Below are 20,868 nucleotides of genomic sequence, written 5' to 3' on the forward strand. Positions count from 1 at the left end.
AACAGGGGGTGCGTCAGTAGGGGTGGGCCTCGTCCGGCCAGCGGAGCTCGACGCCGGAGGCGACGAGCTCGGCCTGGTACTCGGCGAGCAGGTCCGGCTCGGACTGGACGGAGTGCGGGGTGCGGCCGGTGGCGAGGCAGTGCGCGGCCAGGTGGCCGGCCGCCTCGCCGACGTTCCACTCGACCGGGTGCAGCCGGTAGCACCCGTTCGTGATGTGCGTGGTGCCGATGTTCTTGTTGCCCGCGAGCAGGTTGGTCGTGCGCCGCGGCAGCAGGGCGCCGAGCGGGATCTCGAACGGGGTGGACGGCACGTCGATGTACGTGTCGCCGCCCGTGGACGGGTGCAGGTCGATCCGGTACATGCCCACGCCGACCGAGTCCGCGTACCGGGTGGCGCCCTGGTCGCCGCGCACGGCGTAGGACACGTCGTTCTCGGTGATCGTCGTGACTGCCCTGATGCGGCGGGACTCGCGGTGGTAGGCCGCCTGGGCCAGGCCGTCCGCGTTGCCCATGACGTCGGGGCGCAGCCGCAGCCCCGGGAACCCGGTGCCGCCGTCGGCCCGCGGCGCCTCGGTCTGCATCCAGTACAGCATCGACAGGCTGAGCTGCCGGGCGTCCGCGATCCGCGCCTCCTCCACCTCGCGGGGCACGTCCAGGACGTGGCCCAGGAAGTAGTCGATGCTCGGCCAGTTCACCAGGCACAGGTCGCTGGCGTAGAAGCCGGGGGCGTGCAGGTCGCGCGCGGCGATGCGGCGGAACAGCCAGAGGTTGCCGTCGCCGGCGTTCTTCGACTGGTCGGCGTCCACGGCGAGCGGGTCGTCGCCCGGGTTGGGGGTGAACGACCGCTTCTCCAGCGCGAGCGTGCGCGGGTTGGGCGCGGTCCACGAGAGCAGCTGCTCGCCGCCCCAGGCGGCGGGCGCGTACGTGCGCCAGAAGTCGTAGCGCTCGGGCCGGTCGATCGTGTGGTCGCCGTCCGTGTGCTCGACGACGAAGCACACGCTCAGGGCCTGGACGTTGTCCGGCTGGGCCTCGTCCGGGGCGCTGGGCTCCCCCGTCTCGTGCCGCGACTCGAACCCGGTCACGTACTCCGTGCCGGTCAGCGGCAGGAGCTCGCCCGTCTCGGTCGCGTCGATCGTGTAGGCCGCGACGACCGTCACGTCCTCGCCGTCCACCACGGACCGGAGCGTCACCGAGGTGACCCGGTCGCCGTCGGTGGTGGCAGACGTCGGGCGGACCCGCTCCAGCAGCCGCACGCGGCCCGCCGAACGGTAGGGGGCGAGCATCTCCTCCAGCACGCCCACGGCGACCCGCGGCTCGTGGCACAGCTTGGACACCCACCCGGCGCCCGGGTTGAGCTGCTCCCACGACCGGGCGGCGTCCGTCAGCGGGTAGCGCCGCCGGTAGACGTCGCGGATCCCGTCGCGCAGCGCGCGGTAGCGGGCCGTCACGCCGAACCGCTCCACCCAGGGGTGCTCGTCCGGCGGCACGCCCTGCGACGTCAGCTGCCCCCCGATCCACGGGTGCTCCTCGGTGAGGACGACGCTGGCGCCCCGGTCGGCGGCGGCCAGCGCGGCGGCGATGCCGCCGAGCCCCGCGCCCACCACGAGCACGTCGGTCTGCAGGTCTTGATGGGTCACGCGTGGTCCGTCCTGTCGTGAGTTGCGGTTCGGGGGCCTGTGCCCGGGGGCGGCGGCGCGACGGTGGCGCCCTCCACGTCCGGGCACACGAGGATCTGGTGCAGCTCGGCGTCGGTCACGGCGGCGGGCCGCCGGGCGTCGCGCTCCCGCCGCGGCCCGTCGTCGGAGACGAGGCGCGAGAGGAGGTAGAGCGCGCGGGCGCCCATCTCCTCGCGGGGCACGGAGAAGCCGGACCACTGCCGGCCGTCGCGGCGCGGGTGGTGCGGCTGCCCGAGCAGCAGCACCGAGACGTCGTCGGGCACGCGCCTGCCGCGCCGTTCGAGCTCGTCGGCGAGCTCCTCGGGGTGGTTCTCCGGGGCCACGACGACGGCGGTGAAGCGCTGGTCGACGATCTCGGCCGCGGTGGCGGCGACATCCTCCAGCTCGACGAACCGCGTCGTGAGGCCGTGCGTCTTCATCGCGGTGCGGTAGCCCTCGACGCGGTCGAGCGTGGGCTGGTCGGTGCCGCGCATCCCCACGTAGCCGATGCGCTGGTGCCCGTGGGCCACCAGGCGGTCGATCTGCCGCACGGTCCCGCCCACGTAGTCGGCGCCCACGTAGGGCAGCCGGCCCCCGTCGCTGCCGCGCTTGCCGATGAACACGAACGGGTAGTTGGTGTCGAGCAGGTGCTGCAGCTCGCCCCGGTGCTCGTGCTGCCCGAGCAGCAGGCAGCCGTCGGCCACGCCGAGCCGCTGCCAGCCGTCCCGGGTGAGCCGGCGGCGGCCGTCCGCCACCGGGGCGCTGGTGAACAGCAGGATGTCCACGCCGAGCCGCTCGGCGGCGTGCTCGATCCCGGTCAGGAACGGCCCGTAGAAGTCGCGGCTGGCGCGCGGGAACGTGGCCTCGTACGTGAAGACGCCGAGGATCTGGGCGAGCCCGCCCGCGAGGCGCTGCGCGGCGGGGTTGGCCGTGTAGCCCGTGATGCGGATGGCGTCCAGCACGCGCTGGCGCGTCTCCTCGCTGATCCGCACGCCGGCCGGGGTGCTGCCGTTGAGCACGAACGAGACGGTGGCCTGGCTGACGCCCGCCATGGCGGCGACGTCCGTCTGGGTGATGCGACGACGTGGCACGGCTCCTCCTCGAACGCCCGGTCGGGTCATCGTTGACCCCGGGAGTCTCACGGGAGGCCGAGCGTGCGGTCAATCTGATGATGCGCATTATTAGCAACCCCGTCCGGAGGGCCCGCGCGGGCCGGAACGGCCGCCTGGACCGCCGTCGGCGCCGGATGTGGCGCATTATCACCGCCCGCGTCGATGGACTTGATTACCTCCCTTGACCGGCCGTCCGGTGCGCCCGAAGGCTGGCGCGGTCGTGACACACGACGTCATGGCACTGCGACGAAGGAGTACGCATCATGGCTGTTCTCACCGCGCGCCGAGCCCTCGCCGGCGCCACGCTCGCCCTCGTGGTCGCGCTGATACCCGGGATGACCCAGGCGGCGACCGCCACGCCCCCGGGTCACGGCGCACCCGCGGCGCCCGGGGCCGGGCTGCCGGTCTTCGCCTCGACCGGCGCGATCGTCGACCCGCTCGACGACACGCTCCCGCACAACCCCAACCAGGAGTTCATCTTCCCGTCGGTGTTCCACGCCGGGGCGCACCTGAGGGACCCGCTGGGCGAGTGGTACGTCTACTACGCGCCGCACGACGACCCGGGCGGCATCAACCTGATGTACGCCGACTCCCTCGACGGGCCGTGGACCCAGTACGCGGGCAGCCCGGTGGTCTCGAACCAGTGGGAGGGCGTCTACGACGTGCCCCACGTCTCCTCCCCCGACGCCGTGTGGAACGCCGCCGAGCGCCGGATGTACCTGTACTTCCACGGCGACAACACGGTGACCCGCTACGCGACCTCGACCGACGGCGTCACCTTCGACTACGGCGACGAGGCGGTCACCACCGAGATGGTCGACGCCGCCCAGCCCGGCCGGCACGCCACCGAGACGTCGTACGCCCGGGTCTTCCCCAACCCCGACCGGTTGTCGCCGCAGCGCTGGGCGATGCTGTTCATGACCAACTACGACACGAACGTGCGGCACATCAACCTGGCCTACTCGCGGGACGGCCGGGACTGGCAGGTCGAGCCCGAGCCGATCGTGACGCCCGGACCGGCGGAGGGCACGAACGTGTCGGCCGCCGACCTGTGGCGCTGGAAGGGCAAGGACTACATCGTCTACGGCTCCACCGTCGGCACGATCTTCGCGCGCCAGGTGGACCGGACCCTCACCGACGTGGGTGAGCCCGAGCCGCTGTTCGTCCCGCGCCCGGCGCCGCCCGAGGCCGGGCGGGCGTCGTCCCCGCAGATCGTCACCGAGCGCGGCAGGACGCACCTGATCTACGAGTACGGCGAGCGGTCGCACACGACGATCGGGCACGCGGTGCTCGACCCCGACGGCGTCCGGGACCCGCTCAACACGCGCCCCGAGGACCCGATGTACGCGCAGTGCACCGGCGCGGGCTCCGACGAGCTCGACGGCTCGTCCCTGGACCGCTCGCTCTGGTCGACGGCGGTCCGCGGCACCCTGGACCGCTCCGTCGTGGCCGACGGCGCGTGGCGCATCCCGACCTACGCCGGCAACTCGACGTCGGCGCCGCTGAACCTGCAGCCGGTGCCGCAGCCGCCCTGGGAGGTGACGACGCAGGTCACGCTCGATCCGCAGGTCAACTTCCAGCAGGCGGGGCTGATCGTGCGGCGCGACGACGCCAACTCGGTGCGGATCGACATCTCGCACGTCGACGCCGGCAAGCGGTTCGACTTCGTCTGGCGCAACAACGGGGTGGACCGGAACAACGCGTGGACGGCGGAGGACTCCGCGCTGGCCCCGCCGGAGACGGGCGACACCGTGTGGCTGCGGATCACCCACCACGGCGACTGGCTGACCGCCTCGTACAGCGTGGACGGCGCGACGTTCGTCAACCTCGGGCGCGCCACCCCGGCCGGCCAGCTCGCCGCGACCGGCGTGGGGCCGTTCGCCTACCGCGGGCCGGCGGCGACGCCCGAGCTCACGGCGGAGTTCGACTGGATCCGGTTCACCCCGGACGAGGGCGAGCTGGCCGGCTGCTCCTGAGCGGACTTGCCGTCCTGTATCGACAACTGTCAACATAGACACAAGTCGATATACGGGAGGACCGCGATGGCAGCTCTCACCTCGTCAGGCGCGCGCGGGCTGGAGTCGCACGCGATGGGCGTGGACGCCGCGACGGCCGTGGCGTCCACGCTCAAGGCCCTGGCCGAGCCGCTGCGGCTGCGCATGCTGTCGGCCATCGCGACCAGCCCGGACGGCGAGATCACCGTGGGCGAGCTCGCCACCCTGACCGACGTGTCCCAGCCCACGGTCTCCCACCACCTCAGGGTGCTGCGCGACGTCGGCCTGCTGACCGCGGACCGCCGCGGCACCTCGGTCTGGTACCGCATCGAGCCCGCCTACCGCGGCGCCGTGACCACGCTGCTGGACCGGTTCGCCCCGGCGGCGGTCGACGTGGCGGGCCGGGCGCACCTGACCGCGCTGAAGGACGTCGATCCCGCCCTCGACCGGCTCGCCACCTCGCTGGCCGAGCGGTTCCCGGCGACGCCGCGGGGCGAGTGCGTGCGGGTGGTCCGCGAGTCGTACACGGCGCTGGTCCGCCGGGGTGGCGAGGCCACCCACCTGGTCGCGCTCACCGAGCAGTTCGCCCGGCAGCGGATCGTCGACGCGGAGCGGGCGCACGCGCGCGAGAACGGCGCGGACGGCGCGCGCCGACCGCCGCAGGTGCTGTTCGTCTGCGTGGCCAACGCCGGGCGGTCCCAGCTCGCCGCCGCCCTGATGCGCCACCACGCGGGCGACCGGGTGGTGGTCCGCTCCGCCGGTTCGGCGCCCGCGGCCGACGTGCACGCCGGCGTCCGCGGGCTCCTGGAGGCGCTGGGCGACGCCGCCGCGGCCGACGAGGTGGACGACGTGACGCGCTTCTACCCCAAGCCCCTGACCGACGACGCGGTCCGCGCGGCGGACGTCGTGGTGACCATGGGCTGCGGTGACGTCTGCCCGGTGCTGCCCGGCACCCGGTACGAGGACTGGATGGTGGGCGACCCGGCCCTCGCCTCACCCGCCGGCGTCGCAGCGATCCGCGACGAGCTCGACGAGCGCGTGCGCGCCCTGCTCGCCGACCTGGCCCCTCAGGCCGCCTGACCCACCCGCACAGAGCCGGAGAACCCTCATGAGCAGCACCGAGACCAGCAAGCCGTCCGCCCTGTTCGTCTGCGTGCACAACGCGGGCCGCTCCCAGATGGCCGCGGGATTCCTGCGCGAGCTGTCGGGGGACGCCGTCGAGGTGCGCTCGGCCGGGTCCATGCCCGCGCAGATGATCAACCCCACCGCCGTCGAGGCCATGCTGGAGCGGGGCATCGACATCCGCGCCGAGCAGCCCAAGGTGCTGACGAACGAGGCCGTGCAGGCCTCCGACGTCGTCATCACCATGGGCTGCGGCGACGCCTGCCCCTACTACCCCGGCAAGGACTACCAGGACTGGGAGCTCGACGACCCGGCCGGCCAGGGCATCGAGGCGGTGCGGCCCATCCGCGACGAGATCGAGCTCCGCGTGCGCGGCCTGCTGGCGCAGCTCGGCGTCGAGCCCGTGGCGTAGCGGCCCAGGTCAGGCCTGGGCTGGCTCGGCAGGCGCACCCAGGCCGAGGGTCACCGCCTGCGGGCCGGACGGCGCACCGCAGCAGCCGCCGCCCGACGCGTCCGCCAGCGCCAGGGCCGCCGGGGAGACCACGCCGTCGGCGTCGGCGGCGAACGCCAGGTCCGAGGAGCAGACGCCGGTCTGCGGCAGGTTCAGCTCGACGGCGTCGGCCGCGGCGCGGTCCCCCGCCAGGGCCGCGACCACGGACCGCACCTGCTCGTACCCGGTGGCCAGCAGGAACGTCGGCGCACGACCGTAGGACTTCATGCCGACCAGGTAGAACCCGTCGTCGGGGTGGGCCAGCTCCGTCTCGCCGTGCGCGGGCACGGTGCCGCACGAGTGGAGGTTGGGGTCGATCAGCGGCGCGATGGCACGCGGCGCCTCGACCACGGGATCCAGGTCGAGGCGCACCTCGCGCAGCATGCCCAGGTCGGGCCGGAACCCGGTGGCGTTGACGACCGTGTCCACACGCAGGTCCAGGGCGCCGTCGACGCCGTCCGCACGCGCCGTCCCGAGCACCCGGACGCCTCCCTGCTCCTCGGGCTCGAGCCGCTCGATCGCCACCCGGGTCAGCAGGCGCACCCCACCTGCCTCGACGGCGTCGCGCAGCCGGGTACCGAGCAGGCCGCGGGCGGGCAGCTCGTCGTCCGACCCGCCGCCGTACAGACGGCGCGGGGAACCCCCGCGGATGGCCCACACGATCCGTGTCGTGGGCTCCGCGTGGGCCAGCTCGACCAGGCCGAGCAGGGTGTTCGCCGCGGAGTGGCCCATGCCCACCACCAGAGTGGTGCGCCCGGCGAAGCGCTCCCGGTCGACGCCCAGCACATCGGGCAGGGCACCGCTCAGGTGGCCGTCCGCCGATTCCTCGCCGATCGCAGGGAGGCCCGACAGCCCGAGCGGGTTCGGCGTGCCGAAGGTGCCCGAGGCGTCGATCACCGCGCTCGCCCGCGCCTCCCGGACCTGCCCGCCTGCGGTGTACCGCACCAGGTAGGGCCGGCGCTCGCGGCCCAGCGACCGGGACCGGTCCGCGCCGTCCCGGGCCACGCCGGTGACGCGGGCGTCGTAACGGACGCGGTCGCCGAGGGCGTCGGCCAGGGGTGTCAGGTAGTTCTCCACCAGGTCGCGGCCGGTGGGGAGGGCGTCCGGGTCGGGCTCCGACCAGCCCGTTCCCGTCAGCAGACGGCGGGCGGCGGCGTCGACGTCGTACCGCCACGGGGAGAAGAGGCGCACGTGGCCCCACGACGCGACGGCGGCGCCGGGGCCGCCCCCGGCCTCCAGCACGAGCGGCTCCAGGCCGCGTTCCACCAGGTGCGCCGCGGCGGCGAGACCGACCGGCCCGGCGCCGATGACGACGACGGGCAGGTTCTCGCGGGACGTCTCGGACATGACCCACTCCTCAGATCGAAGTTTCTCGATGGGTTGACGTGTGCAACATATCCATAATCTTCGATGCGTGGCAAGATGGGGGCATGGTCACCACTCTCACCCTGACGGACACGTCGCGTACCAGCCCGGACGCGGCGTCGGGCGCATGCTGCGCGCCCCTCGTGCGCGAGGCGGCGGACCCGCAGACCGCCGCCGAGCTGGCCCGGGTGTTCAAGGCTCTCGGCGACCCCACCCGGGTGCGCCTGCTGTCGATCGTCGCGGCGCACGACGGCGGCGAGGCGTGCGTCTGCGACCTCACCGAGCCGGTCGGGCTGTCGCAGCCCACGGTGAGCCACCACCTCAAGCTGATGGTCGACGCAGGCCTGCTCACCCGTGAGCAGCGCGGCAAGTGGGCCTACTACTCGGTGGTGCCGGGTGCGCTGAACCGGCTCGGGGTGCTGCTCACGGAGGCGACGGGCTGAGACGGGGCGGTCAGACCAGTCCGGCCAGCCCGAGCGCGAGGCCGAGCACCGCGCACACGCCGAGGGTGCGCAGCACCGACCAGCGCACGACGAAGAGCAGGAACGCGGCCAGGACGGCGATGCCGAGCGCGACCGGCTCCAGGGTCGTCAGGTCGGGCACGTCGAGGCTCAGGGGTCCGGCGGTCCAGGTGGTGGAGTCGGCGAACAGGGTGTGCGTGGTGAAGTACAGCGCGAGGTTGGCGATCACGCCCACCACCGCCGCCGTGATCGCGGCGAGCGCGGCGGACAGGGTGCGGTTGCCGCGCAACCGTTCGACGTAGGGCGCGCCGAGGAAGATGAACAGGAACGAGGGCACGAACGTGACCCAGGTGGTCAGCAGCGCGCCGAGCAGTGCCGCGGCCCAGGGGTCGAGGTCGCCGGGGTTGCGGTAGGCGCCGAGGAACGCGACGAACTGCACGACCATGATCAGCGGCCCCGGCGTGGTCTCGGCCAGCGCCAGGCCGCGCGTCATCTCCCCCGGCGTCACCCAGGCGTAGGTCTGCACCGCCTGCTGGGCGACGTAGGCCAGCACGGCGTACGCGCCGCCGAACGTCACCAGGGCGCTCCCGGAGAAGAACAGGCCCTGCTGGGTGAACACGCTGTCCACGCCGGTCAGCAGGGCGACCGCGGCGACCGGGAGCGACCACGCGAGCAGGCCGAGCAGCAGCACGCGCAGGGCCCGGCGGCCCGACGGGCGTTCGGCGTGCAGCGAGTCGTCCGGGATGAGCGGCGCGGGACCGCCGTCCTGGATCCGGGCGGTCGGCGTGGCGATCCAGGACGGCGCGAAGCGGTGCACGAACCACCCCGCCACGCCCGCCCCGAGCACGACCAGCGGGAACGGGACCGCGAACAGCGTCAGCGCCACGAAGGCAGCCACCGCGAGGACCACGAGGGCGGGGCTGGTCAGGGCCCGCCGTCCGACGCGGAGCACGGCCTGGACCACGATGGCCAGCACCGCCGGCGCCAGGCCGGCGAACAGCCCCGCCACGACCGTCGTGTCGCCGAAGGCGACGTACACCGCGGACAGGAGCAGCAGGGCGAGCATCCCGGGCAGCACGAACAGGCTCCCGGCGACCAGGCCGCCGCGCCACCCGTTGAGGAGCCAGCCGGTGTAGACGGCGAGCTGCTGGGCCTCGGGGCCGGGCAGGAGCATGCAGTAGTTCAGGGCGTGCAGGAACCGGCCCTGCCCGATCCACCGCTTCTCGTCCACCAGGGTGCGCTGCATGACGGCGATCTGGCCGGCCGGGCCGCCGAACGTCTGCCAGGAGATCGCGAACCAGGCGCGCACGGCGGTCCGGAACGGGATCAGGTCCTGCGGGGAGGCGGCGGGCGCGCCGGCGCCGTCCTGCTCGGTGCTCATGTCTCTCCTGCGCTCGGACGGCAGCGGCAACTCTCCCGCCGCCTTGGCCGGTCCGACCTCTCGGACGGGCCACCAACCAGACAATAGGCCCCAACGCTCAGCCGGCGTCCTCGGCCTTCCTGAGCTCGACGAGGTCGTCGAACGTGCGGACCAGGACGGAGCGCCGGGCCTCCTTGAACGCCTCGGAGGGTTCGAGCCCGTCGATCGAGCCGTCCCAGATCTCCAGGAACGTGCTCTTCCACGTCTCGAGGGTCGCGACCTCCGGCAGCAGGACCCCGACGTAGTGGGTCCGGGCGAGCACCGCCAGGAGCTCGAGGTTCGCCGGGACGGCAACCCCCCAGTACTCGTCGGGCTCCAGCCCCACCGGGTCGCCGGCCATGGCCTCGGCGACCTCGGTGGCGAGCTGGTCGGTGAGGCGCGACAGGTGGTCCGCGGCCGTGTCGTCGTCGAAGTTGCCCGGGCCCCAGGTACCCATGGATCTCTCTCCCGTTCGTCGTCCCGCGCTTCCCGCAGGCCGGGTGACGGTCGGAGCCTACCGATCTCGCCGCGGTCGTGGTTCCGGCGGCCGGCGGGTGCCCTGACCTGCGCCCTGGAACGCCCCCGCTAGATCCCGAAGACCCGCTCGGCGGTGCCCGCCAGCACGGCGTTCCGCTCCGCGGGGGTGAGGTCCCGGACCGCGTGCCGGAAGGCCTCGACCACGTCGGTGTAGCTGGAGTACAGCCGCTCGACCGGCCAGTTCGAACCGAGGAAGACCCGGTCGGCGCCGAACGCCTCGATCGGTGCGAGCACCCAGGGCCTGCGCGAGGCCGGGGTCCACACGGGATCGGCCATACCGAGCGAGGAGACCTTGCAGAGCGTGTTCGGCTCCGCCGCGAGCGCCCGCAGCATGCCCCTCCACGCCTCGAACGTGTCGACGCCACGGTCCGGCGGCATGCCCGCCTGGTCCAGCACGAACACCGTCTCCGGACAGGAGCGCACGAGGTCGAGCGCCGCCGCCGTGCCCGCGAGGCCGACGGTGTGGAAGAACAGCCCGCCCACCCGGCCCAGCTCGGCGTAGCCACGCCGGAAGGCGGGGGCCGCGAACCGTGCGACGGACCCCATCTCGCGCACGCCCCGGAAGACGGGGTGGGCGCGATGCCGGGCGAGCTGTGCGGCGACGTCGGGAGCGGCGAGGTCGCACGTCACGACGGCGGCGTCGGGCCAGCCCGTCTCGTCGGACAGCCGCTGGAGCCAGGCGGTCTCCGCGACGGGGTCCCCGGCGGTGGACGCCGCGTTCATGTGCACCACCTTGGTGAGCCCGGCCAGGCGCCCCTCCGCACGCAGCTCGGGTACCGAGAAGCGTGCGGTGCGGACGGCGACGAGGTCCCCGAAGGGGAAGTCGTCGCCGTCCAGCCACCCGTACCCGAGGTCGTGCTCGCGCCGGTCCCAGAGGTGCACGTGGGTGTCGACGAACATCAGGCGTGCGGCTTGAGGTTGAGGTTGACGCCGAGCGCGGCCTCGGTGTCCATGACGGTCCAGGAGCCTCCCGGGTAGTAGGCCTCGACGCGCTTGGCGTAGCCCGCTGCCTCCAGGTCGCCGACGACGGCGTCGCGCGCGTCACCGACGGCGAAACCGAGATGGTGGACGCCCTCGCCGTGCTCGGTCAGGAACTCGCGGAACGTGGACGGGTTGGCGTCGGGCTCGTTGAGCTCGATGACGACCTGGCTGCCGGGGACCGTGATCACGGCGAGCCGCAGCCGGTAGCCGGCAGGCTGCCCCCGGTAGGTCTCGTCGGGGTTGGGTTCCAGCGTCACCACCTCGGGCCGCTCGATGTCGAACAGGGCGCACCACCGGTCGAGGGACGCCTCGATGTCCTCGACCACGAGCGCCACCTGGATCAGCCCGCCCACGGGCACCGGGGCGCTCATGCCCACGGCTCGCCCTCGACGACGACGTCCTGGTGCGTGCGTGCCGACTCCTCGATCGCGAGACCGAGCGCGTGGTCCTGGCAGGCGGCGGCGAGCGAGTAGGGGCCCTCGGCCTCACCGCGCGCCCACGCCCCGACGGCGACCAGGTGGTCGGCGACGGCGAGGTCGTCCTCCGAGAGACGGGTGCCCACCCAGGTGTTGCGCCACACCACCGTGCCGTTGAACGAGGCGTGGACCACCTCGTTGCCCTCCAGGTTCATGTCGACGCCGGTCCGGCGGTACTCGATCCGGGAGGTGACCGGGTCGTGGCCGTCCCACGAGGTCACGGTGTCGTCGACCAGCTCGCCGAGGGTGCCGCGCACCACGACGCGGCGGGCCAGCAGCGGGTTCCACCACTGCATGTTCATGAAGTCGTACACACCGACGCGCCCGTCGCCGAAGTCGAGGGTCGCGTAGGTGGAGGTCTGCGCCTCGGGCTGCGGGTCGGTGTTCCAGCCGTCGAACCCGAGCGGCAGGGCCATCCGGGTCTCGAAGGAGCGCCCGGACACGACCGCCCGGTCCGTCCCCACCGCGAGGAACGCGCGGATCAGGGAGGTGGCGTGGTACAGGTGCGTCGAGGCGACCTCGACGGCCTGGGGCGTACCGATGGCGCCGCCGGCGATCACCGCCAGCCGGGCGGCATGGCCGGGCATGAGCACGTACTGCTCGGCCACCTGGACGAGGGTCTCGTCCTTGATCGTGGTCCACAGGTCGCGCAGGCCGGCGAGGTCCGGAGCGGGCGGGGTCTCGGCCAGCACCCGGACGCCGCGCGCGCTCAGCTCCTTGAGGATGCCGGGCATGGCGGGCCACGAGACGTCGGCGACCACGAACTCCGGCTCGTGGGCGAGGAGGTCGTCGATCGAGGTGACGCCGGGCACGCCGTAGCGAGACCGGATCGCGTCGGCCTTGGCCTGGTCGCGCGCCATCACGGCCACCGCCTCGAGCCGGGCGGGGTCGGCGGCGGCCACGCGCAGGTGGAACTGCGCGCGCCACCCGCTCCCGATGACGGCGAAACGTACGGGGTTGCTCATCCGTGCTGTCCTTTCGTTGGTACGTCTGGTGTGTCCATCGATCCGGGTCCGGGGTCAGACCTGGCTCATGCCGCCGTCGACGGTCAGCTCCGTGCCCGCGACGAAGCTCGACTCGTCGCTCGCGAGGAAGCACACGGCGGCCGCTACCTCCTCGGGACGGCCGACGCGGCGCAGCGGGATCTGCGCGACGACCGCCGCCTCGACGTCGGCCGACCCTCCGGTGAACGCGTCGAAGCCAGCGGTGCGGGTCGGTCCCGGGCTCACCGCGTTCGCGCGGATCCCGCGGTGGCCGAGCTCAGCCGTCAGCGTGCGGGCCAGGGACCGCACGGCCGCCTTGCTCGCGTTGTAGACGGCGTGGCCGGGGCCGCCGTTGGTGCCCGCGATCGACGACGTCAGCACGATCGACGCGCCGTCGGCCAGGTGCCCGGCCAGGGCCCGCACCGTGAAGAGCGCGCCCCGGAAGGTCAGGTCCGCGACGGCGTCGAACTGCTCCGGCGTCAGCTCGGACACCGGCGTTGGCTCGACGTCGCGGCCCGCGTTGACGTGCAGCACGTCGACCTTCCGGCCGAGCCGGCCGACGGCGTCCGCCAGCCGCTCCAGGTCCGCGACGCTGGACGCGTCGCCGACGACGCCGACCGCCCGCGGACCGAGCCGGGCGACCGCCGCGTCGACCGAGGCCGCGGACGGCGAGGTCACCACGACCGTCGCACCCTCCGCGACGAAGCGGGTCGCGACGGCCAGGCCGATGCCGGCCGTCCCCGCGGTGACGACGGCGAGCCGTCCTTCGAGCAGGCCCATGGGTACCTCCTCCGTGTTCACTTGAGCGCGCCCGCCGCGAGGCCGCGCTCGAAGTACTTCTGGAGCGCGAGGTAGGCGACGAGCATGGGGACGGCGGCGATGACCGCCGCGGCGAGCACCCCGGTCTGGTCGTTCGTGTACTGGCTGACGAAGTACGACGGGAGCAGGGTCAGGACCTGCCGGCCGGGGTCGTTGAGCATGAGCATCGGCAGCAGGTACGCGTTCCACGCGGAGATGAGCGTGAGCACGACGATCGCGGCGGCGATCGGGCGGGTGAGCGGCAGGACGACCTGCCAGAAGACCTGCCAGATGTTCGCGCCGTCGACGCGGGCGGCCTCCATGATCTCCGTGGGGATGCCGTCGTAGAAGTTGCGGGCCAGCAGCACCGTGAACGGGATCTGCAGCGCGGCGACCGGCAGGATCACGGCGACGAGCTGGTTGTACATGTCGAAGGCCGACGCGGTGACGAACAGCGGCGTCAGCAGCACCGCCTCGGGCATGGTCAGCGCCAGGAGCAGCGCCCAGAACCAGACCTCCTTGCCCGCGATGCGCAGCTTGGAGAACCCGAACGCGGCGAGCATGGTGCAGGCGTAGACGATGAGGATCGCGAAGACGGAGATCAGCACGGAGTTGAGCAGGTAGGTGGGCAGGACGCCCGTCTCCCAGACCTTGACGTAGTTGCCGAGGCCCCGGCCGCCGAGCGATCCCTGGACCATCGCCACCAGCGGCACGAGGAACGGCAGCGCCAGCAGGGTCACGACGACCTGGATGACGACCCTCGAGGTGCGCGAACGTGTCACGAGCATGGTCAGGCCCTTCCCTCACGGCGGTTGCGCAGCGACATGAGGACGCCGCAGGCGAGTGCGAGAACCAGGAGGGCGACCGAGATCGCGGCGGCGTAGCCGAACCGCTTCTCCGACAGCATCGTGTGGTAGATGTACGTGCCCAGGAACTCGGTCGCGTAGTTGGGGCCGCCCTTGGTGATGAGGTACGGCCAGTCGAACGTCTTCAGGGCCCCGATCAGGCCCAGCGTCGCGAGGGCGACCGTGGTACCCCTGCACATCGGCCACACGATCGACCACAGGGTCCGCAGGTTGCCGGCGCCGTCCACACGGGCCGCCTCGAGCACCTCGGTGTCGATCTGGCTCATGGCGGCGTAGAAGAGGATGAAGGTCAGACCGGTCCACTGCCAGATCGTGGCGAGCATGACCACGGCCATCGCCGTGGTGCCGCCGGCCAGCCAGGTCTGCGCGAGACCGTCGAGCCCGACGGCCCTCAGGAACGTGTTGAGCTGACCGTCGGCGTCGAAGATCTGGCGGAAGACGGGCGCCATCGTGGCGGGGGCGAGCACGGTCGGCACGAAGACCACGACCTTGTACACCCCGCGCAGGAAGACCTGGGAGTGCATGAGCGCCGCGAACGTGAAGCCGAGCGCCGTCTGCACGGTGAACGTGACGACGTAGAAGACGGCCGTGTGCTCCAGCGCCTTCCAGAAGACGGGGTCGCCGAACATCTCGGAGAAGTTCGCGAGCCCCAGGAACGTGGGCTCCGTGAGGATGAAGCCGTTCCAGTCGAGGGTGGAGACGTAGCCGGTGTAGCCGATCGAGAAGTAGATCAGCCCGACCACCACGACGACCGCGGGCAGGATCCACGGCAGACCGTTGGCCGTCGGCTTCAGCCCGTGGCGGCGGGGCCGCGCCGCCGGCGCGCCTCCGGTGGGTGTCGCGGCGTCAGGCAGCGTTGCGCTGAGGCTCATTGCTTGTCCTTCGGGTGGGTTGAGGGTCGGACGACGCCGCGACGGGCGGCTCGTGCCGGGAGGAAGGGGTGGGCCGCCCGCTAGGGATCGGCCGGCCCACCCCGGTCGTTCACTCCGCGTCGACGACGCCCTGGAGGGTCTGGAGCGCGTCCGGGATCGACACGTCCCCGCCGGCGACGCCGACCAGCGCGTCGCGGAAGGCCGTGTTGAGCTCGGAGCTGACGGACGCGAAGCGCGGCTGCGTGGCCGCCGCGGCCTGCTCGCTGTAGGCGGAAAGCACGTCTGCCTGCGCGGCCGGGTCCACCAGGTCGATCTGGTCCCAGTCGGGGGTGACGCCGTGCAGCGCGGGGATGTTGTTCAGCGTGTTCGCCACGGACTGCTGGCCGGCCTGCGACGTCGACAGCCAGGTGACGAACGTGGTGGCCGCCGCCTGGTTGTCCGAGCGGCCGGAGACGGCCAGGCCGTAGTCCGCGTCACCGAACATGTTGCCCACCTGGCCGGTGCCGGCGAGGTCCGGGAAGTCCACGGGGACGATGGTGATCGGCTCCGGGTCCGACACGCCGGCGGCCTCCATGGCCGTGACCATCGAGTCCTTCACCGCGTACTGGGTGTACCAGGAACCCATCATGATCATGGCGTACTTGCCCTGCATGAACTCGTTGTTCGCGTCGGGGTACTGCTGCAGGCCGACGGCACCGTCCTGCATGATCCCCTCGTCGAACAGCGACTTCCAGGTCTCCATCGCCTGCGTGAACTTCTGGCCGGAGTCGCCCTCGGTGTACGACGCCTCGCCGAGCGAGGCCTTCTGGTACAGCCCGGGCTCGATGTTCTCGACGATGGCCTCGAAGGTGTCCATGTCGAACGCCCACTGTCCGGCGCCCTGGACGAAGCAGCCCTCGCCGGCCGCCTCGAGCGTGTCGCAGACCTGCTTCCAGGAGGCGAGGTCGGTCGGGGGTTCGAGGCCGTACTCGTCGAAGATCCCCTGGTTGATCCACAGGTTGCCCGAGTAGACGGCGCCGGCCGACAGCCCGACCAGCTTGTCGTCGACGGTCAGGCCGCTGACACCGAGCTCGGAGACCTTGCTCGCCCAGTCGGGACCGAGCGCCTTCTCGACCGCGGGGGTGAGGTCGATCGCCCCGGGCCCGAAGGTGTCGACGCCGCCGTTCGCCGAGCCCGGCGCGACGTTGAACACGTCCGGCCCGTCCGACGAGGTGATCGCCGGCGACAGCACCGAGTCGTAGCTGTCGATCGGCTTCGAGACGAACTCGACCTCGATGTCGGGGTACTCCTCGTTGAAGGCCGCGATCAGCTTCTCCGCGTTGTTCGCGTCCGGCGTCCAGCCCCACCACGTGATGCTGCCCTTGGTCGCGTCACCGCTCACGGCTCCGCTCTGGCCGCCCATCGCGCTCGGGGTGCACGCCGCCAGGAGGAGGCTCGCCGTGGCCACCGCCGCGACTGCACCGACACGACGGCCGGACAACGTCTTCTTCGACGTCTGCATCTCTGCATCCTTTCCTCGTCCTCGCGACCGATGCGGTCCCAGCGAGGCACGAAAGTTTCTTTAAGACTTTCGCTTGCCGGTACGATAGAGTCCGTGCCACGACGGCGTCAACACCCGTCGTGCACGCTGTTCGACACCGAGGAGGGGCGCGAGATGACAGGGACGGCCACGAGGCCCGAGGCCGGCGCGGGAAAGAGGGAGCGCCGCGGCGGTGTCACGATCGCCGAGGTCGCCGAGGCCGCCGGGGTCTCGGCCCCGACGGTCTCGAAGGTCCTCAACGGCCGGCCGGGAGTCTCCGCGGCCACGCGCCGCCAGGTGGAGGAGGTGCTCGCCGAGCGGGGCTACGAGCAGCGCCGCCCGCACCCGGGCGCCGGGAGCGGGCTCGTCGACTTCGTGATCGAGACCCTCGACACCCAGTGGGCCACGACGCTGCTGCGCGGCGCCCAGACGGAAGCTGCCCGGCTCGGCCTCGACCTGGTGCTCACCACCGCCAGCGGCGACTCGTTCGGCACCGCGGCGTGGGTCGACCACCTCGCCGAGCGCGGCTCGGAGGGGGTCGTCCTGGTGGCGGCGCACGTCCAGGAGTCGGTCGAGACCGAGCTGTCCCGCCTCCGCATGCCCGTGGTGCTGGTGGACCCGATCGGCGCCGCTCCCCCGTCGCTCCCGACGGTCGCCGCCACGAACTGGGCCGGCGGGCGCGACGCGACGGAGCACCTCATCGCGCTGGGCCACACCCGCATCGCGGTGATCACCGGACCGATGGACGAGGAGGCGCACCGCGACCGTCTCGACGGGTACCGCAGCGCACTGCAGCGGCACGGCCTGCCCGTGGACGAGCTGCTGGTCCGCCACGGCGACTCGCTGGTCGGCGGTGGCCGCGAGCACGGCCACGACCTGCTGTCGCTCCCGGACCGCCCGACCGCCGTCGTCTCCGGCTCGGACGAGCAGGCCTACGGCGTCTACCTCGCCGCCGAGGAGCTCGGGCTCTCGGTGCCGGCGGACGTGTCCGTCATCGGGTTCGACGACGTCGAGCTGTGCCAGTGGGTCACGCCGCACCTGACCACCGTGCGCCAGCCCCTGCTCGAGATGGGACGCGAGGCGACGCGCATCGTCATCGAGATGTCCCGCAACGAGCTGCGTCCGGCCCTGCGCACCGAGCTGGCCACGTCGCTCGTCGAGCGCCGCTCGACGGCCGCCCCGCGGCAGTGACGCCGCGCGAAATCCGCCCGCAGCCCTGAACTCCCGTCAAGGAAACTTTCCATGAATCATCGCGCCGCGATCACCGCCGATCCCCGCTACTCCCACCGGCACACCCGGGCCACCGTCACGGTCACCGACGGTGCTGGCCGGCCCCTGGCAGGGCAGGAGGTCCGTGTCGAGCAGAGGGGGCACGCCTTCCTGTTCGGCAACATCGGCTTCGACTTCGTCGGTCTGGCCAACGACCTCGGCACGACGCCGCCGTCCTCCCCGTTCGGCGGGGCGTCGGTCGAGGCCGCGCGCACGGTCGAGCCGCTCTGGTTCGACCTGTTCAACCAGGTGACGCTGCCGTTCTACTGGCGCGGGTTCGAGCCGGTGCGCGGTGCACCCGAGACCGAGCGGCTGCGCCGCACCGCGGTGTGGTTCGCCGAGCGTGGCGTCGCCGTCAAGGGCCACCCCTTGCTGTGGCACACGCTGGCGCCCACCTGGCTCCTCGGCCTCTCCGACGAGGAGGTCGAGCACGAGATCCGGCTCCGGATCACCCGCGAGGTGTCGACGCTCGGCGACGTCGTACCCACGTGGGACGCCATCAACGAGGCGGTGATCATGCCGGTGTTCGACCGCGAGGACAACGCGGTCACACGCCTGGCACAGCGGCTCGGCCGGGTCGGCATGGTGCGGCTCGCGGTCGACGCCGCCCAGGAGGCCGGCCGGGACGCAGGGCGGCCGGTCTCGCTCGTGCTCAACGACTTCAACCTCTCGGCCGACTACGAGCGGCTCGTCGAGGAGGTGCTGACGGCCGGGATCCGGATCGACGCGCTCGGGCTGCAGTCGCACATGCACCAGGGGTACCGCGGCGAGGAGTACTTCGCCGACGTGCTCGACCGGTTCAGCCGCTTCGGGCTGCCGCTGCACCTCACCGAGAACACGCTGCTGTCCGGAGACCTCATGCCGGCCGAGATCACCGATCTCAACGACTACGTCGTCGACCGCTGGCCGTCGACCCCCGAGGGCGAGGCCAGGCAGGCCGAGGAGATCGTCCGCCACTACACCCAGCTCGTCGCGCACCCCGCCGTCCAGGCCGTCAACTACTGGGGGCTCACCGACGAGGGCGCCTGGCTGGGCGCGCCGTGCGGACTCGTACGCGCCGACCACACGCCCAAGCCCGCGTACGAGGCCTTGAGGGGACTGATCAAGGGCGCGTGGTGGCTCCCGCCGACGGCGACGCGCACCGACGAGCACGGCCGGCTCGAGATCGACGCCTTCGCGGGGGACTTCCGGCTCGGCGCGGGTGGCGGCACGGCGGACCTCACGCTGCCGGCCGGTGACCAGGAGAGATCGATCGTCCTGTGACGGAGCCGGGTCACCGGCCGGCGAACGGCGTCGTCGCTAGACGGTGAGGCCGAGCGGCTCGCCGAGCGTCGCCCACCGGACCTTCCCGGCGACGTCCGGCGCGTCCCCGAGCGCCGTCACGAGGTCGTCGCGGCCCTGCCGGAAGTGGGACCACCCCTCGTAGTGCACGGGCACGACCGAGGCGGGCCGGAGCAGCCGGACGAGCTCGACGGCGTCCCCGGCACCCATCGTGTAGGCGAGCGGGCCCGTGATCGGGAACCCGACCCGTCCGAGGTGCAGGACGGCGGTGCCGACCGCGAGGCGCCGGGTGACGCTCCGGACGCCGTCGTACAGGACCGTGTCACCCGTGATCCACAACGACCCGTGCTCCTGTCCCTCCCAGGCCAGGTCGAAGCCGACGACGTCGCCCACGATCGGCCGGCTGCCGGCCGGGCCGTGCCGTGCCGGCGTCGCCGTGACCGTGATCGCCGGCCTGCCGGGCGCGACCAGGAGGGTCGTGTCCCACGGCTGGAGTCCACGGGCGTGGCCTCCCAGCCGGGTCGCGCCCGAGACCGTGGTGATCACGCTGCCGACGGTGGGCAGGAGGCCGCGCCCGGTGACGTCGAGGTTGTCGGCGTGCTGGTCGTGGGTGAGCAGCACGGCGTCGACCGGCCCGATCTCCGCCGCGGGGATCGCCGGTCCCGTCGTCTTGCGGGACGACGTCCCCCAGCCGAACCGGTAGGTCCGGCCGGGGGCGTCGAAGGTCGGGTCGGTGAGGATCCGCCAGCCCTCCACCTCCAGGAGGGTGGTCGGCCCGCCGATGTGGGTGAGGGTGAGGGCCGACATGCTCAGTGACCCGTCGTCGCGGTCCAGGATGCGCGGGCCAGCGCCCAGTCGAGCGCGCGGTCGGCGATCTCCTCCCAGCCCGGGCCGGCGACCATGAGGTGCGGACGCCCGTCGTACGTCTCGTGCTCGGTGATCGTTCCCGCGCCCTTGTAGTGCTTGGCGTTGGACGCCTGGACGGCCTCGGGCATGATGTGGTCCTCCGACCCGGACAGGAACAGCAGCGGTGGCCGGTCGGGGTTGGCGAAGTCGACCCAGGCTCCCTGGTGACCGGGCTGGTAGTTCGCCAGCACGGAGTCGAACAGGACGCGGCCCGACGCCGGGATGTGGTACCGGTCGTAGAACGCGAGCGACTCCTCGTCCGTGTAGGTGTTGGTGAACGCGTACTTCCACTGCTGCGGGCTGAGACCGACGGCGCGGTGGTGGTTCAGCGGGTTCTTGAGTGCGGGAAAGACCGAGTGGAGCTGGGTCCAGGGTGTGGTCCGGATCCCCTCGGTGGGTGCCGAGTTCAGCGCGACGCCGGCGCATCCGTACCCGTGGTCCAGGAGGACCTGCATGAACGATCCGCCGGCCGAGTGGCCCATGAGGATCGGCTTGGTGTCCAAGGTGTCGAGGAATGCTTCGAGGTGGCCGACGATCGACTCGATGGTGAGGTCGGCGATCGGCGTCGGGTCGGCCCGCAGGGCTTCGACCTCGCCCTCGAAACCCGGGTAGGACGGGGTGTGGACCGTGTAGCCCTTGGCCTCGTACCGGGTCTTCCAGTGCTCCCACGATCGGGGGGTGACCCAGAAGCCGTGGATCAGGACGATGGTGTCCGGGGTGCTCATGGTGGTTCCTCTCGGGTGCTCAGGCGTTGATGACCAACCTTGTCCCGTGCTCCGGCGT

Annotated in this window: 20 protein-coding genes; 6 read left to right on the forward strand and 14 right to left on the reverse strand. The window is 72.5% G+C overall.

Annotation, left to right across the window (positions count from 1 at the left end):
* Positions 1-13: 13 nt before the first annotated feature.
* A complete protein-coding gene (locus tag AB0I29_RS08270) occupies positions 14-1,636 on the reverse strand; it encodes an FAD-dependent oxidoreductase (protein ID WP_357480214.1) in 1,623 nt (540 codons plus the stop codon).
* On the reverse strand, positions 1,633-2,745 hold the full coding sequence (locus tag AB0I29_RS08275; protein ID WP_357480217.1) for a LacI family DNA-binding transcriptional regulator: 1,113 nt from the start codon (positions 2,743-2,745) through the stop codon (positions 1,633-1,635). Before AB0I29_RS08275 ends, AB0I29_RS08270 begins: the two co-directional genes overlap by 4 nt.
* Before the next feature lie 284 nt (positions 2,746-3,029).
* Between AB0I29_RS08275 and AB0I29_RS08280 the strand changes: the two genes are divergently transcribed.
* From AB0I29_RS08280 to AB0I29_RS08290, 3 genes are all read left to right on the forward strand, one after another.
* Positions 3,030-4,742 carry a DUF1349 domain-containing protein gene (locus tag AB0I29_RS08280; protein WP_357480220.1) on the forward strand — a complete coding sequence of 571 codons (1,713 nt, stop codon included), beginning with the start codon at positions 3,030-3,032 and terminating at the stop codon, positions 4,740-4,742.
* Between the two features lie 66 nt (positions 4,743-4,808).
* Positions 4,809-5,840, forward strand: a complete 1,032-nt coding sequence (locus AB0I29_RS08285) for a metalloregulator ArsR/SmtB family transcription factor (protein ID WP_357480223.1) — start codon at positions 4,809-4,811, stop codon at positions 5,838-5,840.
* Positions 5,841-5,868: 28 nt separating this feature from the next.
* Entirely contained in the window at positions 5,869-6,294 is a 426-nt protein-coding gene (locus tag AB0I29_RS08290; RefSeq protein WP_357480226.1) for an arsenate reductase ArsC, read from the forward strand.
* A 9-nt stretch (positions 6,295-6,303) separates the two neighbouring features.
* On the opposite strand, the gene AB0I29_RS08295 is transcribed toward AB0I29_RS08290, so the two are convergent.
* Positions 6,304-7,719, reverse strand: a complete 1,416-nt coding sequence (locus AB0I29_RS08295; RefSeq protein WP_357480229.1) for an FAD-dependent oxidoreductase — start codon at positions 7,717-7,719, stop codon at positions 6,304-6,306.
* Positions 7,720-7,802: 83 nt separating this feature from the next.
* Here AB0I29_RS08295 and AB0I29_RS08300 point away from each other — a divergent pair, with 83 nt between their 5' ends.
* On the forward strand, positions 7,803-8,180 hold the full coding sequence (locus tag AB0I29_RS08300; protein WP_285102690.1) for a metalloregulator ArsR/SmtB family transcription factor: 378 nt from the start codon (positions 7,803-7,805) through the stop codon (positions 8,178-8,180).
* A 10-nt stretch (positions 8,181-8,190) separates the two neighbouring features.
* Here AB0I29_RS08300 and chrA read toward each other — a convergent pair whose 3' ends face one another.
* From chrA to AB0I29_RS08345, 9 genes are all read right to left on the reverse strand, one after another.
* A complete protein-coding gene (chrA, locus tag AB0I29_RS08305) occupies positions 8,191-9,579 on the reverse strand; it encodes a chromate efflux transporter (RefSeq protein WP_357480232.1) in 1,389 nt (462 codons plus the stop codon).
* Between the two features lie 97 nt (positions 9,580-9,676).
* Positions 9,677-10,054, reverse strand: a complete 378-nt coding sequence (locus AB0I29_RS08310; protein ID WP_357480235.1) for a DUF4259 domain-containing protein — start codon at positions 10,052-10,054, stop codon at positions 9,677-9,679.
* Positions 10,055-10,182: 128 nt separating this feature from the next.
* The gene (locus tag AB0I29_RS08315; RefSeq protein WP_357480238.1) at positions 10,183-11,034 is read right to left on the reverse strand and encodes an amidohydrolase family protein; all 852 of its coding nucleotides are present in this window, start codon (positions 11,032-11,034) and stop codon (positions 10,183-10,185) included.
* A complete protein-coding gene (locus AB0I29_RS08320) occupies positions 11,034-11,486 on the reverse strand; it encodes a VOC family protein (RefSeq protein WP_285102686.1) in 453 nt (150 codons plus the stop codon). Before AB0I29_RS08320 ends, AB0I29_RS08315 begins: the two co-directional genes overlap by 1 nt.
* Positions 11,483-12,556 (reverse strand): Gfo/Idh/MocA family oxidoreductase, encoded by a 1,074-nt coding sequence (locus AB0I29_RS08325; RefSeq protein WP_357480241.1) that lies wholly within the window; start codon positions 12,554-12,556, stop codon positions 11,483-11,485. Before AB0I29_RS08325 ends, AB0I29_RS08320 begins: the two co-directional genes overlap by 4 nt.
* A gap of 54 nt (positions 12,557-12,610) precedes the next feature.
* Positions 12,611-13,354: an SDR family oxidoreductase gene (locus AB0I29_RS08330; RefSeq protein ID WP_357480244.1), complete on the reverse strand. Its 744-nt coding sequence runs from the start codon at positions 13,352-13,354 to the stop codon at positions 12,611-12,613.
* A gap of 17 nt (positions 13,355-13,371) precedes the next feature.
* Positions 13,372-14,160, reverse strand: a complete 789-nt coding sequence (locus AB0I29_RS08335) for a carbohydrate ABC transporter permease (protein ID WP_285102683.1) — start codon at positions 14,158-14,160, stop codon at positions 13,372-13,374.
* Between the two features lie 2 nt (positions 14,161-14,162).
* Entirely contained in the window at positions 14,163-15,110 is a 948-nt protein-coding gene (locus AB0I29_RS08340) for a sugar ABC transporter permease (RefSeq protein ID WP_285102682.1), read from the reverse strand.
* 109 nt (positions 15,111-15,219) lie between these two features.
* Complete coding sequence (locus AB0I29_RS08345) at positions 15,220-16,611, reverse strand: ABC transporter substrate-binding protein (protein WP_285102681.1); 1,392 nt, start codon at positions 16,609-16,611, stop codon at positions 15,220-15,222.
* Between the two features lie 93 nt (positions 16,612-16,704).
* Here AB0I29_RS08345 and AB0I29_RS08350 point away from each other — a divergent pair, with 93 nt between their 5' ends.
* Entirely contained in the window at positions 16,705-17,820 is a 1,116-nt protein-coding gene (locus AB0I29_RS08350; RefSeq protein ID WP_357480249.1) for a LacI family DNA-binding transcriptional regulator, read from the forward strand.
* A 51-nt stretch (positions 17,821-17,871) separates the two neighbouring features.
* A complete protein-coding gene (locus AB0I29_RS08355) occupies positions 17,872-19,161 on the forward strand; it encodes an endo-1,4-beta-xylanase (RefSeq protein WP_357480252.1) in 1,290 nt (429 codons plus the stop codon).
* A gap of 36 nt (positions 19,162-19,197) precedes the next feature.
* Here the strand turns inward: AB0I29_RS08355 and AB0I29_RS08360 are convergent, their stop codons facing one another.
* A complete protein-coding gene (locus AB0I29_RS08360; RefSeq protein ID WP_357480255.1) occupies positions 19,198-19,986 on the reverse strand; it encodes an MBL fold metallo-hydrolase in 789 nt (262 codons plus the stop codon).
* A gap of 2 nt (positions 19,987-19,988) precedes the next feature.
* A complete protein-coding gene (locus AB0I29_RS08365) occupies positions 19,989-20,810 on the reverse strand; it encodes an alpha/beta hydrolase (RefSeq protein ID WP_357480258.1) in 822 nt (273 codons plus the stop codon).
* Positions 20,811-20,868 lie beyond the last annotated feature (58 nt).

Origin of the sequence: Promicromonospora sp. NPDC050262 (genome assembly GCF_040655935.1) — a bacterium.
GTDB lineage: Bacteria > Actinomycetota > Actinomycetes > Actinomycetales > Cellulomonadaceae > Promicromonospora.